Below are 13,869 nucleotides of genomic sequence, written 5' to 3' on the forward strand. Positions count from 1 at the left end.
AAACGGTGTAGGTGACAGTAAGCAACCTCACGCCCGGCCGTCCGCCGCCGGGCCATCACCGGTGGGGCAGGGCGGCCTCCAACTTGAGGATTTCGCGTACCAGTTCGACTTCGGCGGCCCGCACCTTGGCTATCCGGTTTTCCAGGGCGGGCCGGTATTTGTCGAGGTAGCGCTGGTGCAGGTCCCACTCGGCGTCGTAGTAGGCCTGCTGCCAACCGGAGCTGACCCGGCAGTTGGCATCGTGGGTGGCAACCCGCAATTCATCCTCGGAGGCGGTGAAGGTGTGCCGCATATCCCAGCGGTCGCGTAGTGACTTGGGCATGTCCGCCGGGATCTCCATCCACGGCTCGGTGGGCAGGTCGGGGATTGCCAGCGGGGCCATGCACTCGCGCCAGCGTTCGGCGGCCGCAGGCAGCTCGCCCTGCGCCACGTCGACCTCGAGTTCGGTGGGCGGGCCCATGGTGGGGCCCTCTGCCATCTCCAGCTCCGGGGCGTCGTCAGCGGGAGGCTGGTCGTCGGGCGAGCCGCCGAGGAAACGCTGCAGGCCGAGGGTGCCGCAGGTTTGGTAGGCGGCCTTGAACTCGGGGCTTTCGTGTTCGTAGGGGTCTCGGCCCTCCATGATGGCCAGGGCGCGGTCTTCGGAGAGCGGGAAGCGGGGGTCGGGGGGTGTGCGGTAGCCGTACTTGGCGGCCGAGTCCTGGTTGAACAGGGGCGTGAGCGTATCGGGCCGGTAGCCGTCGGGGGCGGGTGCGAACGCGTCGCTGCCCCACTTGAATTCGGGGAAGCCCGCGTCCGTCATGCATTTCTCTTCTTCCAGATGCCCCAGGTAGACGCTGAGCTCCGTGAGGCGGGCGGTGTCGTAGGGGTCGGTGGGCAGGGTCCAGCGGTCGAGGTCTTTGGTGACGTGGGTGTCGATCGGGGGCAGCAGGGCGGCAATCTCTGGTTCGATGCTGGGAGCGGGGGTGGCCGCGGCGCTCGGGGAAGGCGAGTCGGTGACCGCGGTGATGGGGGTGGTTTCCACGGCGTCGGAGGCGACGGTGGAGGCATCCGCGGCGGCGCTCGGGGCGGGGGAGTCGGTGGCCGCGGTGCAAGCCCCGAGGAGCAGCAGGCTGGTCAAGGCCGCGCTGGGACGGCGCGCGGACGGGCGCGCAGCAGCGAGCAGGGTGATGTGTCTCATGCGGCCAGCCTGGCAGGCGGCTGCTGGGCCCGACAAGCGACCATGGGGGGACTTTGGGGCCGCCTGTAGGCGGATGCGGGGCGCCCGATGGTCGGACGCCCCGCCGTCAAGAGGCTAGGGAACCTGTGGAGATCTTGTGCGTTGTTCAATTGCCGCCAAGTAATACTTGGCTTTCAACTTGTTCTCATCGAGAATATTCTCGATTTCCGCCTTGTTATTTGCTATGAACTCGCTGTGCAATTTCCATTCGGCGTCGTAAAAGCGTTCGGACCAGCCGGAACTTTCCCGGCATTGAGCGTCGTGGGAAGCGACACGAATTTCGTCGGCGCTCGCCTGCCCGGTGGGCCGCCACTCCCACTGGTTCATCAGGGACTCGGGCGCCTCGCCGGGGTTCATGAAGACCCACGGGCGCGCGGGCAGGTCTGCGATGCCGAGCGGGCTCATGCACTCGCGCCAGGCGGCGGCCGCCGCAGTCAGCTCGGGGGTGGAGGCGTCGACCTGCAACCGGTTGAGCTGGCTGTGGATGGTGGGGGTCTGGTTCTCCAGCAGGGCGGCGAGCTTCTCCGGATTGTCGAGGTTCTCCATGATCTCGGCATCCCGCTGCTTCTCCTCCTCGCCCACTCCGGGCACCTCAATGCCACCACTCGTGCACTCACTCAGGGCCTCTTGGTAGGCCTTTGGCAAGCTATCGAGGGCTTGGTAGTCCGCTTCGGTGCGCTGATTGCGGGGGTCGGGGGCGTTGCGGTAGCCGTAAAGTTTCGCCGACTCGGGGTTGAACACCGGCCGCCCGGAGGGGCTGTAGAAGGCCGGGGCGGGGGCGAAGGCGTCCCAGGTCGGGGTGAACTCGGGGAAGCCCGCCTTGGCCATGCAATCGTCGTCAATAGTGGTCTCGGCATGGATCTTCAGGGAGCCGAGGCTGTCGGGATTAATGGCGTCGGTGGGCAGGGCCCAGCGGGCGCGATCCTTGCCGATCGCCTCGGGGGCGAGGGGCTGGAAGGTGGGCAGGGCGGCTGCGCTGGTGGCGGGGGCAGTGGCGACTGCGGTGGCAGGCGCGGTGGTCGCGGGCGCGACAGGGGCCGCCTCGGCGGCGCCGAGAGCGGCGCACGCCGAGGCGGTCAGCAGGGTCAGGGCGCCCAGCGGCGCCAGGTGAAATGCGCGTGGATTCGGCATGCGGCCAGGTTGTCAGCGCAGGCGTCCGCTGGTCTTGCCGTCGATGTTGAACCACTCCATGCGCACCCCGGTGTAGGGGCCGTACTCGCCATCGGCGGGCACCCCGATGCGCTGCTGGGTGCGGACCATGGCGTGGTAGGTGCCCCAACCGTAGTAGCCGTCAGTGGCGATGTCTTCCTTGTAGGTGTTTTTTAGAGTCACCTGCAAGTTCGTCGTAGGCGCGTGGGGGAACGATCCCCAGTTGACGTCCAGGTAGCAGCGGATGTTCACCTTGTTGCCCGGGTGCATGCCCACCACGGAGGGCATCAACGTCTTGCCGTTGCGAGTGGACACCCGCCACGTTCCTTGGCACTTGGGCAGGTAGGTGCCGACCGACATGGGGGTCGTGACCGGGGCGGTCACCGCCGCCACGGCGGCAGGGGCCTCGGCGGGGGCGGCAAAGGCCACGGCAGGGGTGAGGACCGCAGCTGCGGAAAGCGCAAAAGCGGTGGCGATACGAGAAATCTTCTTCATCAAAGACTCCTAGGGAGAGGGAATCGCGGACGCTGTGATGGTACTCACCTCGCAATCGGTTTAGCAAGAGGGAGAAGGAAATTGCTTTCCGAATTATTTTGTGGCCCAGAAATTGGGCGGGCGTGTCTGTGTCTGTCCCACAGTTCCGGGTGACGTGGTCAGCTTCCCTACAATCGGTAGGGTGGAAACTCCGAACGACACGCAGCGCACCCGCCTGGCCGCCCTAGTGCGGCAGCTGGCGGTGGTGCGCGGACAAGTAACCCTGGCCTCCGGGCAGCAGTCCGACTACTACGTCGACATGCGCCGGGTGACCCTCCACCACGAGGCCGCCCCGCTCGTCGGGCACGTCATGCTCGATCTGCTGGAGGAAAACGGCCTGGCGCCGGGCGACTACGACGCCGTGGGCGGTTTGACTATGGGGGCCGATCCGGTCGCGACCGCCATGCTGCACGCCGCGGCGGCGCGCGGGCTCAGTCTGGATGCCTTCGTGGTGCGCAAGGCGGCCAAGGAACACGGGATGCAGCGGCAGATCGAGGGGCCGGCGGTGGCCGGGCGCCGCGTCGTGGTGCTGGAAGACACCTCCACCACCGGCGGTTCGCCGCTGACGGCGGTGGCGGCTCTGCGGGAGGCGGGCGCGCAGGTGGTGGCGGTGGCGGTGATCGTCGACCGCAACACGGGTGCTGGGCAGCGCATCGCGGAGGAGGCGGGGGTGCCTTACTTCGCGGCACTGGACTTGACGGACCTGCAGCTGGCATGACCGACGACGCCGCAGCCATCCCAGCGGCCGACCCGAGCGACTGGGGCGGGGTCGGGGTTGGCCCGTGGCCGGGGGGACCGGCACAGTGGCCCACCGCTCCCCACTACGACCCCGAGTTGTTGGCGGCTGGAGACCGGCGTAACGTGTTGGATCGCTACCGCTACTGGCGCCTGGAGGCGATCGTGGCGGACCTGGACACGCGGCGCCATCCGTTCCACATCGCGATCGAGAACCTGGAACACGACGCCAATATCGGCTCGATCGTGCGCACCGCCAATGCGTTCCTGGCCGCGGAGATCCACATCGTGGGCCGCAAGCGCTGGAATCGGCGCGGGGCCATGGTCACTGACCGCTACCAACACGTGCGCCATCACCCGGACCCGCAGGCGCTGGCGGCCTGGGCGGCCCAGGCGGGCGTCGAGCTGATCGGCATCGACATCGGCCCCACGTCCCGCCCGCTGGAGAGCGCCCAGTTGCCGCGCCAGGCCTGCCTGGTCTTTGGGCAGGAATCGCGCGGCATCTCTGCCCAGCTGTTGGCTCACTGCCAGCGGCTGCTGCACATCACCCAGTTCGGCTCGACGCGGTCTATCAACGTGGGGGCCGCCGCCGCGATCGCCATGCACTGTTGGATCAGGCAGCACGCGCAGTTGGCGGACTAGCGTCCCAGCAAAGTCGGGGCAAAAAGGTGCAAGAATAGGTGGGCAAGCTCGCACGCTGAATTAGGAGGCCCAAGTGCCAATCGCAACCCCTGAGGTTTACAACGAGATGCTCGACAAGGCGAAGAACGAGCGCTTCGCCTTCCCGGCCATCAACGTCACCTCCTCGCAGACCCTGACCGCTGCCATCCAGGGTTTCGCTGAGGCCGAGTCGGACGGCATCCTGCAGGTCTCCGTGGGTGGTGCCGAGTACTGGTCCGGCGCGACCATCAAGGACCGCGTGGCCGGCTCGCTCGCCATGGCGGCCTACGCGCACGAGATCGCCAAGAACTACGACGTCACGGTGGCCCTGCACACCGACCACTGCGCCAAGCAGAACCTCGACTCCTGGATAAAGCCGCTGCTGGAGATTGAGGCCAAGTTGGTGGCGGAGGGCAAGCTCGCCCCGTTCCAGTCCCACATGTGGGACGGCTCCTCGGTGCCGTTGGAGGAAAACCTGGAAATCGCCAAGGTGATGCTGGAGTTGGCTCGTAAGGCCAACACCATTCTCGAGGTCGAGATCGGCGTCGTCGGTGGGGAAGAGGACGGCCACGAGGCCGCCATTAACGAAAAGCTCTACACGACGGCCGAGGACGCGCTGGCCACGGTGGAGGCCCTGGGCCTGGGAGAGAACGGCCGTTACCTGACGGCGTTGACCTTCGGTAACGTGCACGGCGTGTACAAGCCGGGGGCCGTTAAGTTGCGGCCGGAACTGCTGGGCGAGATCCAGGCAGAGGTCGGGGCGAAGGTGGGCAAGGAGCGCCCGTTCGACCTGGTGATGCACGGTGGCTCGGGTTCGACGGAGGAAGAGATCGCCCTGGCCGTGGCCAACGGTGTGATCAAGATGAACGTCGACACCGACACCCAGTACGCCTTCACACGGCCGATTGTGGACTGGATGCTGAAGAACTACGACGGCGTCCTGAAGGTGGACGGCGAGGTCGGCAACAAGAAGATGTACGACCCGCGGGCCTGGGGCAAGGCCGCTGAGGCGGGCATGGCCGCCCGCGTGGTGGAGGCCTGCGAGCGGCTTGGCTCGGTGGGCAAGAAGCTGCGCTGAGGCTAGGACAGGAGGTGGGCCCGTCCCGATGGGGCGGGCCCACCCGTCTGTAGCGCCGGGGAGGACACAAAGTGGGCAGAGTGGACTTGGGGCAGGGGCCGCGGCTGGGCTTCGGGGGTGACTACAACCCGGAACAATGGGATGCCCAGACGGTTGCGCAGGACATCGAGCTGATGCAGACCGCCGGGGTGAATGTGGTCAGTTTGGGGATCTTCGCCTGGGCGCAGCTGGAGCCACGGGAGGGCGCGTATGAACTGGAGTGGCTGGGGCGACTGCTAGATCAGTTGCACGCTGCGGGCATCGCGGTGGACCTGGCGACGGCCACCGCTTCGCCGCCGCCGTGGCTGGGGCACCACTATCCGGAGACGCTGCCGGTGGACGCGCACGGAGTCCGCCTGCTGTGGGGGGCGCGGCAGCAGTTCTGCCCGAGCTCGCCAAAGTTTCGCGAGCGGGCGACGGCGCTGGTGCGGAGGCTGGCGGAGCGTTTTGGGGCCCACCCGGCGGTGCGCCTGTGGCACGTGGGCAACGAGTATTCCTGCCACGTGTCCGAGTGTTTCTGCCCGACCTCGGTGCAGGCCTTTCAGGCGTGGCTGGTGGAGCGCTACGGCACTATTTCCGCGGTAAACGAGGCGTGGGGCACGGCTTTCTGGTCGCAACGCTACGACGACTTCACCCAGATCCGCCCACCTGCACCGCTGCCGACCTTCGCTAATCCAGCGCAGCTGGTCGATTGGCGACGTTTTTGCGACGCCGAGTTGCGGGCCTGTTACCGGGCCGAGGTTGAGATCCTGCGGGAGCTGACCCCGCAGGTGCCGGTGACGACAAACTTCATGGGCCTGCACGTGCCAACGGACCTGTGGCAGTGGGCACAGCACGTGGACGTGGTGGCCAACGACGCCTACCCCGACCCAGCCGATCCGCGGGCGGCGGAGGAGTTCGCGCTGAACGCCGATCTCATGCGCTCGCTGCGGGGTGAGCCATTTTGGTTGATGGAACAGACCCCGAGCATGGTGCAGTGGCGGGAGCGTAACTCCCGAAAGCTGCCGGGGCAGTTGGCGTTGTGGTCGGTGCAGCAGGTGGCGCGCGGTGCCGACGCGGTGCTGTTCTTCCAGTGGCGAGCCTCGCGGCAAGGGGCGGAGACCTTCCACTCGGGCATGGTGCCGCACGCGGGGACCGATTCGCCGACCTGGCGGGAGGTGTGCGAACTGGGGCGCGCCTTGCAAGCGCTGGCTCCGCTGGCGGGCTGCCCGGTGCAGGCTCAGGTCGGGATAGTGGTGGATTGGGATGCGTTGTGGGCGCGGCAAAGCGCCGTGGGGCCGGTGGCTAGCCCGGGGGTGCGGGAGATTCGCCGTTGGTACTCGACATTCTTCAACGCTGGCTACACGGTGGAGTTTCTCCCGGTAGGCCGGGAGCGGCCGACGCAGGCGCCGCTACCGCGCGTGATCGTGGTGCCGGAGCTCTTCCAGTTGTCGGAGGCGGCGGCCGCCCAGTTGGTGGCGTGGGCGCAGGCGGGCAGCGAGGTCATCTTGGGGGCGACCACCGGTGTGCTCGACGGGCAAGGGCGTGCCGTGCAGGGTGGTTACCTCGGTAAATTGCGGGAGGCGGTAGGGGTGCGAGTGCTGGAACATTCGCCCCGGACCGGTGCCCCATCCCGTCCCTGGTTACCCGATCCGCTAAGCGAGGTGGACCGGATTTCGGGCGCGGTGGCCACCCCAGGGGCAGCGGAGGAACAGCTGCTGACGGTGGTGGAGGGGCCGCTGGCGCGGGCGCTGCGGCGGGTGACGGCCAGCGATGCCACGCAATTGGTGGCTGGTCAGTGGGCCGAGATCCTGGCTGTCGAGGCGCAGACAGAGGTGCTGGCGCATTTCACTGCCTCCGACTTGGCGGGATTGCCCGCGCTCACCCGGCGTGCGTACGGGAAGGGGGCCCTGTGGTACCTGGCAACCGACCTGGCCGCCGCCGGGCGGGCGGCAGTAGTGGCAGTGGCGGCCGCCCACGCGCGCCTGCAACCGCCTCTGCCCGGCTTGCCGCCAGGGGTGGAGGCCGTGCGGCGCGGGCCAGCGTTGTTCTTGGCCAATCACGGAGCCACCACCGCGCAGATCGCCGGGCTGCGGGGCCGGGAGCTGCTCTCCGGGCAGACGGTCACCGGCCACCTGGTGCTGCCCAGTCGCTCCAGCGCCGTTGTGGTTCCCAATTAATGGCGATTGCACCAACCGCAACCGCCGTTTTCATGGTGTGATTGGGGGTAGAAGACTTGGAAGGGATGGATCTCATGCTTAGTGTGCTTGCCAGTGTTGACGGCACCGTGATCCTCGGTTCGGCCACTGCCCAGGACCTCGGCGACTTTCTCGCGCAGCGGGGTGTGGTGGCCCAGCTGGAGTGGTTCGATGACACCCCAAATCTGGTGCAAGTGCGCTTAGCGGAGATGGCTGGGGGAGTGGTGCTTGGTACCCCGCAGGGCTTGCAGGCGGGGCCGAGCGTGGAGGAGCTAGCCCAAGAGATTGCCGCCCAGTTGCCGGCCGATGTGCTGTTTGGGGAGACCGCCGTCGATTCGCTGCCCGCCGACTTCGAGCTGGAGCTGCCAAGCGAGAAGACGGAAGGCAAGGAAGTGCGGACGCTGGTCTTCGTCACCTTCCCGGTGCATCACATTCCGCTGGAGGCGCAGTCCCTGCAACGCACAATGGCGGTCCGGGAGGTCGAGGGGGGCGCGTTTGTGGTCACGGCCGGGCCAGACTGGTGGGTGCCGTTCCTGCCGGTGCCGAAGGACGCCGGGCCGGTGGTGGCGCTGCAGCGTGCCAGCGTCGGCGACGCCAACCTCACCATTGTGGATGACTCGGCACCGGAGAACTGGGTCATCCACGATTGGGCTTTGCGCACGCGGTTCGTGACCGGTGAGCTGCCCCTCGTGGACGGCAAGGTGGCTGACCCACAGATCTTGGCTAACCTCACCCAGACCTTCGCGCTGCGCGACGAGGTGGGGGCAGTGGCCGGTTTCCTCCCGCTGGCCTGCCCGCACGCGTTGGGGGAGGCCCTGGCCAAGCGTGGGGACGACGGCTTCTTGGCCCTCCTGGACGCCATGGATGTGCCCACCGACTTGGGGCGCTTTGTCATGGGGGAGGGCAAGTTGGAGGCCCTGGACGACGTCGTGATCCACGAGCCGCGGGGCGTGACCAACGCGATCGGCCGCAGCGTGAAGATGTGGATGGAGGAAGAGGGAGACAAGCCCGATTGGTGGGAGACCTACGAGACTGTCGTGGAGGAGCGCCCGGAGGTGGTGCGGCTAGCGGCAGCGGCCGAGGCGGCGGTGGGCGCGGCGCTGGTGGCGCGCGCCTGCCTGGGGCGCAAGTCGGTGGGGCGGCGGGTGCTCCTGGGCACCGGCGGCGCGCTCCTGCTGTTTGATGCGCTAGCGGAGATCGCTTTCGCGCGTTTGTTGCGCCGCAAGTCTTGATTGGTGCGGGGGCGGTCAGGGCCGCCCCCGCGCTGCTTTGCCTAGGAGGGGAGGTTGTCCCAGGGTTCGGCGTTGGCACTGCGGCCCGAATAGCTGCCGAGGTCTCCGTTTTCTTCGCCGAAGATGTCGTCCATCTCGCTGCTGTCACCGAGCGAGAGGTAGGACTGTTCATCGGGGCGGCCGGGGAGCACCTCGGCCACGTAGGAGGCGACCGCCTCGTGCATAGGCACGTCTCGTCCCGCTTCCTGGGAGCGATACCACCGGTGTTCCAGCACTTCGTGGAAGATCTCGGCCGGCTCTAGTTTGCGACGCAGTTCCAGCGGGACGGCGGCCACGGTCGGCTCGAAGACCTCAGCCATCCACGAGTGCGCCACCATCTCTAGGGGCACATTGCCAAGTTGGTTGACGGCCCGGTAGGCCTCAAGGTCGTTGAGCATGCGCCGCCCTTGGCGTTCCTGCACATCAAGCCCGGTGAGGCGCATCACCTGCCGGTGGTAGTGCCCCGCGTCGACCACCTTGGGGCGGATTGACACGTGGGTGCCGTCCAGGTCGGTGTTCATGGTGATCTCGCCGACGTCGAAGCCCAGTTCGTTTAGCCGCTGGATACGGGCGGCGACCCGCCAGCGTTCGTGTGCGTCGAAGGTTTCTTCTGCGGTCAGTTCGTCCCACAGCTCCTCGTACCGTTCCACGATGCGGTTGCCCACCTCGATGGTGTCGATATTGGGCTCCAGCAGTGCGCCTGCCTGGAGATCCATGAGCTCGCCGATGATGTTGGTACGCGCCAGGTCGAGGTCGTAGGCGCGCTGCCCCGGGGTGAGCTTGGGGTGGAGCTCGCCGGTCTCCGCATCGACCAGGTAGGCGGCGAAGGCCCCGGCATCGCGGCGGAACAGGGTGTTGGAGAGGGAGACGTCACCCCAGTAGAACCCGGTTAGGTGCAGGCGCACCAACAGCACGGCCAGGGCGTCGATGAGGCGGGTGGCGGTCTCGGGCCGCATGTATTGCGAGAACAGCGCCCGATAGGGCAGGGAGAACTGCAGGTGCTCTGTGACCAGGGCGCAGTTGAGCTCTTCGCCGGTGACGCTGGTGCGCTTGGTGACGACGGCGGTGGGCTGCACGGAGGGCGCACCTATGCGGCTGAGGTCCCGCAAGAGCTCGTACTCGCGGTAGGCCACGGATTCGCCGATTTCCTTAATGGCAATCACGCGATCGTTCAGGTTGACGAACCGCACGACGTGGCGCGACAGACCGCGGGGCAGGGCGGCGAGCACGGACTGCGGCCACTGCTCCAACGGGAGTTCCCACGGCAGGTCCAAGAGGGCGGGATCGAGACGAGCGGCCGTGATCTGCAGCGAAGATGGCATGGCGAAATTGTCTCACCTTCCTCGCCCTGGTCGCAGCGACGGTGCCGGGCGCGGCACGGGCCCCCGTTCATGAGGTCAACATTAGAAGCTTCCAATAATGGGTCAAAAGTCCCCCATGAATCCCTCGATCGTTTAAAGTGGAAGTAATCGACGTGCCAAACGGTGCGTTCCCATAGACAGAAAGTGAGCCATGATGGGCTTCCTCGCATTCCTTCTCCTCGGCCTCATCGCTGGCGCCATCGCCAAGGCCATCATGCCCGGCGAGCAGGGCGGCGGCTGGATTGCCACCCTCGTGCTCGGCGTCATCGGCGCCCTCGTGGGCGGCTGGCTGGGCAGCATGCTCTTCAACGCCAAGGTTGACCAGTTCTGGGACCTGAAGTCCTGGGCGTTGGCCATCGGCGGCTCTCTGGTGGTGCTCGCCATCTGGGGTGTCATCACCGGCAAGAAGCGCTAAATCGCGCCTGGAGGCAAAGAAGTGGGGGAGCCCGTCCGGGCTCCCCCACTTCGCTATCTGCCTTACGGCAGGCGCATCCCCGTCGAGGCGGAGAAGTTGTGCTGCTGGTCGGGGCGGATGCGGACGTTCACCACGCCGCCCGGCTCCGGAGCGGTACGCGGAGGCACCCGCACGATCAGCTGGTTGGACTCGCGGCCAGAACCGAGCGCCTCAGCGTGGTCCTCGCCAGCCAACGTGCCGTAGATGTAGGCGTCCGAACCGAGCTCCTCCACCAACTCCACCCGGATCGGAATCGACCCCTCGTCGGTCGAGGAAACCAGTTCCAGAGCCTCGGGCCGGAAACCGATGGTGATCTTGCCCTCGTCCTCGGGCGACATGGCCGCCACCGTCTCGCGGGCCACTGGCACTCGGGCAGAGCCCAGGGTGGCCCAACCGCCCGCCACCGTGAAGCGGCCGAGGTTCATCGCCGGGGAGCCGATGAAGCCCGCCACGAACTCGTTAGCCGGGGTCTCGTACATCTCGCGCGGCGTGCCCACCTGCTGCAAGATACCGTCCTTGAGCACCGCGATGCGGTCCCCCATGGTCAAAGCTTCGGTCTGGTCGTGGGTGACGTAGACCGTGGTGACGCCCAAACGCCGCTGCAGCGACGCGATCTGGGTCCGGGTCTGCACCCGCAGCTTGGCGTCGAGGTTCGACAGCGGCTCGTCCATGAGGAACACCTGCGGCTGACGCACGATGGCGCGGCCCATGGCGACACGCTGGCGCTGACCACCGGACAGGGCCTTCGGCTTCCGGTCGAGATACTGCGTGAGGTCGAGGATCTCGGCGGCTTCCTTCACGCGCCGGGTGATCTCGTCGCGGGGGGTGCCAGCGATCTTCAGGGCGAAGCCCATGTTGTCGTGCACCGACATGTGCGGGTACAGGGCGTAGTTCTGGAAGACCATCGCGATGTCGCGGTCCTTGGGCTGCACGTCGGTGACATCGCGGTCCCCGATCAAGATGCGCCCAGCATTGACGTCTTCCAGGCCGGCGAGCATGCGCAGCGAGGTGGACTTACCACAGCCAGACGGTCCCACCAGGACCAGGAACTCGCCGTCGGCGATCTCTAGGTCGAGGGCGTCGACGGCGGGACGCTCAGCGCCCGGGTAGAGGCGGGTGGCCTTGTCGTAAGTGACGGTTGCCATTATTCATTCCCTTCACCGGCAGGTACGTGCCGGACGATCCGTAGTGAAGGTGTCAGCAGTGATGTCTGCGTTGACACACTCGACGACCCCGGAATTGAAGTCGTTGCGGGAATTGTGCCACATTTGCTCCCCATAGTGCGCGTTGCTGCGCTGGAAAAACGCTGAACGATGTCGTTTGTTCGTGTTGACGATGCTTGGGGCTGCGTCTTTGCCCTAGCCTGGGGGCGTGGAAAAGATGGAGCGCGGAACGCGGGTGGGCAGGTATGCACTGGCCGCGCGCCTTGGCCACGGTGGTTCGGGGGCGGTATACCGCGCGGTTGGTCCCGGCGGGGAGGACGTGGCGGTAAAGCTGCTGCGGCCCGAACTTGCCGCCGACGCCGAGGCGCGGGCGCGCCTGATGCGGGAAGCCCAGTCGCTATCACGGGTACAGCTGCCGGGGGTCGTCCAGTTCCTGGAGGTAAACGTCTCGGGTATTCGGCCCTACATTGTCACCGAGTTGGTGGAGGGCCCCACCCTGGCCGACGACGTCGAACAGCACGGTCCGTTTGCGGCGGCGGACCTGCTGGCCTTGGCGGAAGACTTGGCGACCTCGCTGCGCGCCATCCACGAAGCGGGGGTGCTGCATCGTGACGTCACGCCCCGTAACGTCATCTTGTCCCCTAATGGGCCGGTGCTCATTGACTTTGGTCTGGCCCAGTCTGCGGAGGCCGAGCGTTTCACTGCGGGGGGCTACGTGATGGGCACCGCCGGCTACGTGGCGCCCGAAGACGTCGAGAGCACCGAGGCCCACAGCCTGAGCGTGCACGGGGACTGGTGGGCCTGGAGCGCGACCATCGCCTTTGCGGGCCTGGGGCATCCGCCGTTTGGGCGGGGCACCTGGCAGCAGATTTTCACCCGTCTGTTGCGGGGCGACCTGGCTGACCAGGACGCGCCTGCCCCCCTGCAACGGATTTTGCGGGCTGCCCTGCACCCCGAGCGGGAGCACCGGGCCAGCCCAGAGGACACCCTGGAAGCCCTATCTGGCTGGGTGGCGGCGGAATCCGGTCAGGCGACCACCCGGTTGCAGGCACCGCAAGGGATCACTGTCGAAAAACCTCTCCCACACGATCCCCGCGAATCGGTCACCGATCGCCTGGCGGTGGCGGGTTTGCCCGAGACACCGACGGGTGTGCCTATCAGTTCGGACTTCCTGCCGGGCGGGGAACCGCTCGCGGCAACACGGCCGCGCTTGGACCCGGATGCCACTACCCAGTTTTCCTCCCCCGCCGCCACCCAGCGCTTCGCCGCGGTGGGGGCCGAAGGGGGCGTCGGCGCCACCGCGCGGTACGGGGCCACCAGCAGTCCTGGTGGGCACCCGCAGTCGGCCCCACCGCCGTTGGCCGCACCGCCGCCGGGCTGGCAAAACGGTGGTGGGGCCTGGAGCCCCCAGGTCACGCGCACGCCGGTGCCGTTCCCGCAGGTCTACCAGCCGCCGCGCACCTATCTGGTGGGGGGTATCGGCGCGTTCGCCTGCGCGCTGACGCTGCTCATGCCCAACCCGGCAGTGATCCTCATCCCGATCGCAATAATCACCTTCGCACTGGGGTGCGGCTCGGCGCTCGCACACTGGACCGAGACGTGGCGTTACGATCGGCAGACCCACGCTAGCCCGGGCGTAATTCGCAGTGCCGTGCGCACACCGGGCATCATCCTCGGGCAGCTGATAAACGTGTTGCCGATGGTCTTCTTGCTCTCGGCGGCCTGGTGGTTCTTGACGCACCTAAAGCTGATGAACCTGCTGTCCCCGCCGGTGCCGAGCCAATACTTGCCGATGCTCGCGGCAGCCTTCCTCTTCCTTGTGACTTTTGTCGGCTGGATCTTTCCCACCACCAACCAGCCGCAGGCGGGGGCCCGGCGCCTGCTGGCGGGCACGGCTGGCGCGCCCGGCATCATCGTGGGCACCGCCTGCTGGACGGCCGCGATCGCCATTGCGCTGCTGGTGAATAACGTGCCCTGGCTCTAGGGGCCGAATCGGAAACTCTTTGGCGCTGCCGTTAAGATCGAGACGATT

At 67.1% G+C, this 13,869-nt stretch carries 12 protein-coding genes; 7 read left to right on the forward strand and 5 right to left on the reverse strand.

What is annotated here, in order from left to right; all coding sequences use genetic code 11:
- Positions 1-55: 55 nt before the first annotated feature.
- The 3 genes from BSZ40_RS07545 to BSZ40_RS07555 all read right to left on the reverse strand — a co-directional run bounded on the left by BSZ40_RS07545 (position 56) and on the right by BSZ40_RS07555 (position 2,860).
- Positions 56-1,177 (reverse strand): hypothetical protein, encoded by a 1,122-nt coding sequence (locus BSZ40_RS07545; RefSeq protein WP_073824818.1) that lies wholly within the window; start codon positions 1,175-1,177, stop codon positions 56-58.
- A gap of 114 nt (positions 1,178-1,291) precedes the next feature.
- Complete coding sequence (locus BSZ40_RS07550; protein WP_073824821.1) at positions 1,292-2,347, reverse strand: hypothetical protein; 1,056 nt, start codon at positions 2,345-2,347, stop codon at positions 1,292-1,294.
- 12 nt (positions 2,348-2,359) lie between these two features.
- Positions 2,360-2,860: a peptidoglycan-binding domain-containing protein gene (locus BSZ40_RS07555; RefSeq protein ID WP_073824824.1), complete on the reverse strand. Its 501-nt coding sequence runs from the start codon at positions 2,858-2,860 to the stop codon at positions 2,360-2,362.
- Positions 2,861-3,041: 181 nt separating this feature from the next.
- Here BSZ40_RS07555 and pyrE point away from each other — a divergent pair, with 181 nt between their 5' ends.
- The 5 genes from pyrE (at position 3,042) to BSZ40_RS07580 (ending at position 8,820) form a co-directional block, all read left to right on the forward strand.
- Positions 3,042-3,617 carry an orotate phosphoribosyltransferase gene (gene pyrE / locus BSZ40_RS07560; protein ID WP_073824827.1) on the forward strand — a complete coding sequence of 192 codons (576 nt, stop codon included), beginning with the start codon at positions 3,042-3,044 and terminating at the stop codon, positions 3,615-3,617.
- Positions 3,614-4,276, forward strand: a complete 663-nt coding sequence (locus BSZ40_RS07565; protein WP_073824830.1) for a TrmH family RNA methyltransferase — start codon at positions 3,614-3,616, stop codon at positions 4,274-4,276. Before pyrE ends, BSZ40_RS07565 begins: the two co-directional genes overlap by 4 nt.
- Before the next feature lie 73 nt (positions 4,277-4,349).
- Positions 4,350-5,372 (forward strand): class II fructose-bisphosphate aldolase, encoded by a 1,023-nt coding sequence (fbaA, locus tag BSZ40_RS07570; RefSeq protein WP_073824832.1) that lies wholly within the window; start codon positions 4,350-4,352, stop codon positions 5,370-5,372.
- 71 nt (positions 5,373-5,443) lie between these two features.
- Positions 5,444-7,570: a beta-galactosidase gene (locus BSZ40_RS07575; RefSeq protein WP_073824835.1), complete on the forward strand. Its 2,127-nt coding sequence runs from the start codon at positions 5,444-5,446 to the stop codon at positions 7,568-7,570.
- 74 nt (positions 7,571-7,644) lie between these two features.
- Positions 7,645-8,820, forward strand: coding sequence for a hypothetical protein (locus BSZ40_RS07580; RefSeq protein WP_124852516.1), 1,176 nt, complete (start codon positions 7,645-7,647; stop codon positions 8,818-8,820).
- A 41-nt stretch (positions 8,821-8,861) separates the two neighbouring features.
- On the opposite strand, the gene BSZ40_RS07585 is transcribed toward BSZ40_RS07580, so the two are convergent.
- The gene (locus BSZ40_RS07585) at positions 8,862-10,181 is read right to left on the reverse strand and encodes a DUF4032 domain-containing protein (RefSeq protein WP_073824841.1); all 1,320 of its coding nucleotides are present in this window, start codon (positions 10,179-10,181) and stop codon (positions 8,862-8,864) included.
- A 190-nt stretch (positions 10,182-10,371) separates the two neighbouring features.
- Between BSZ40_RS07585 and BSZ40_RS07590 the strand changes: the two genes are divergently transcribed.
- Complete coding sequence (locus BSZ40_RS07590) at positions 10,372-10,635, forward strand: GlsB/YeaQ/YmgE family stress response membrane protein (protein WP_245793961.1); 264 nt, start codon at positions 10,372-10,374, stop codon at positions 10,633-10,635.
- Between the two features lie 62 nt (positions 10,636-10,697).
- Here BSZ40_RS07590 and BSZ40_RS07595 read toward each other — a convergent pair whose 3' ends face one another.
- Entirely contained in the window at positions 10,698-11,819 is a 1,122-nt protein-coding gene (locus BSZ40_RS07595) for an ABC transporter ATP-binding protein (RefSeq protein ID WP_073824847.1), read from the reverse strand.
- A 235-nt stretch (positions 11,820-12,054) separates the two neighbouring features.
- Between BSZ40_RS07595 and BSZ40_RS07600 the strand changes: the two genes are divergently transcribed.
- The gene (locus BSZ40_RS07600) at positions 12,055-13,821 is read left to right on the forward strand and encodes a serine/threonine-protein kinase (protein ID WP_084542707.1); all 1,767 of its coding nucleotides are present in this window, start codon (positions 12,055-12,057) and stop codon (positions 13,819-13,821) included.
- Positions 13,822-13,869 lie beyond the last annotated feature (48 nt).

The organism is Buchananella hordeovulneris, assembly GCF_001907235.1.
Taxonomy (GTDB): Bacteria; Actinomycetota; Actinomycetes; order Actinomycetales; family Actinomycetaceae; genus Buchananella; species Buchananella hordeovulneris.

Bases quoted from the DNA above. Each gene is read 5' to 3' on its own strand.
- BSZ40_RS07600 (WP_084542707.1), top strand. From the start codon at position 12,055: ATGGAGCGCGGAACGCGGGTGGGCAGGTATGCACTGGCCGCGCGCCTT.
- BSZ40_RS07545 (WP_073824818.1), bottom strand. From the start codon at position 1,177: ATGAGACACATCACCCTGCTCGCTGCTGCGCGCCCGTCCGCGCGCCGT.
- BSZ40_RS07585 (WP_073824841.1), bottom strand. From the start codon at position 10,181: ATGCCATCTTCGCTGCAGATCACGGCCGCTCGTCTCGATCCCGCCCTC.
- BSZ40_RS07595 (WP_073824847.1), bottom strand. From the start codon at position 11,819: ATGGCAACCGTCACTTACGACAAGGCCACCCGCCTCTACCCGGGCGCT.
- BSZ40_RS07565 (WP_073824830.1), top strand. From the start codon at position 3,614: ATGACCGACGACGCCGCAGCCATCCCAGCGGCCGACCCGAGCGACTGG.
- BSZ40_RS07590 (WP_245793961.1), top strand. From the start codon at position 10,372: ATGATGGGCTTCCTCGCATTCCTTCTCCTCGGCCTCATCGCTGGCGCC.
- BSZ40_RS07580 (WP_124852516.1), top strand. From the start codon at position 7,645: ATGCTTAGTGTGCTTGCCAGTGTTGACGGCACCGTGATCCTCGGTTCG.
- BSZ40_RS07555 (WP_073824824.1), bottom strand. From the start codon at position 2,860: ATGAAGAAGATTTCTCGTATCGCCACCGCTTTTGCGCTTTCCGCAGCT.
- BSZ40_RS07550 (WP_073824821.1), bottom strand. From the start codon at position 2,347: ATGCCGAATCCACGCGCATTTCACCTGGCGCCGCTGGGCGCCCTGACC.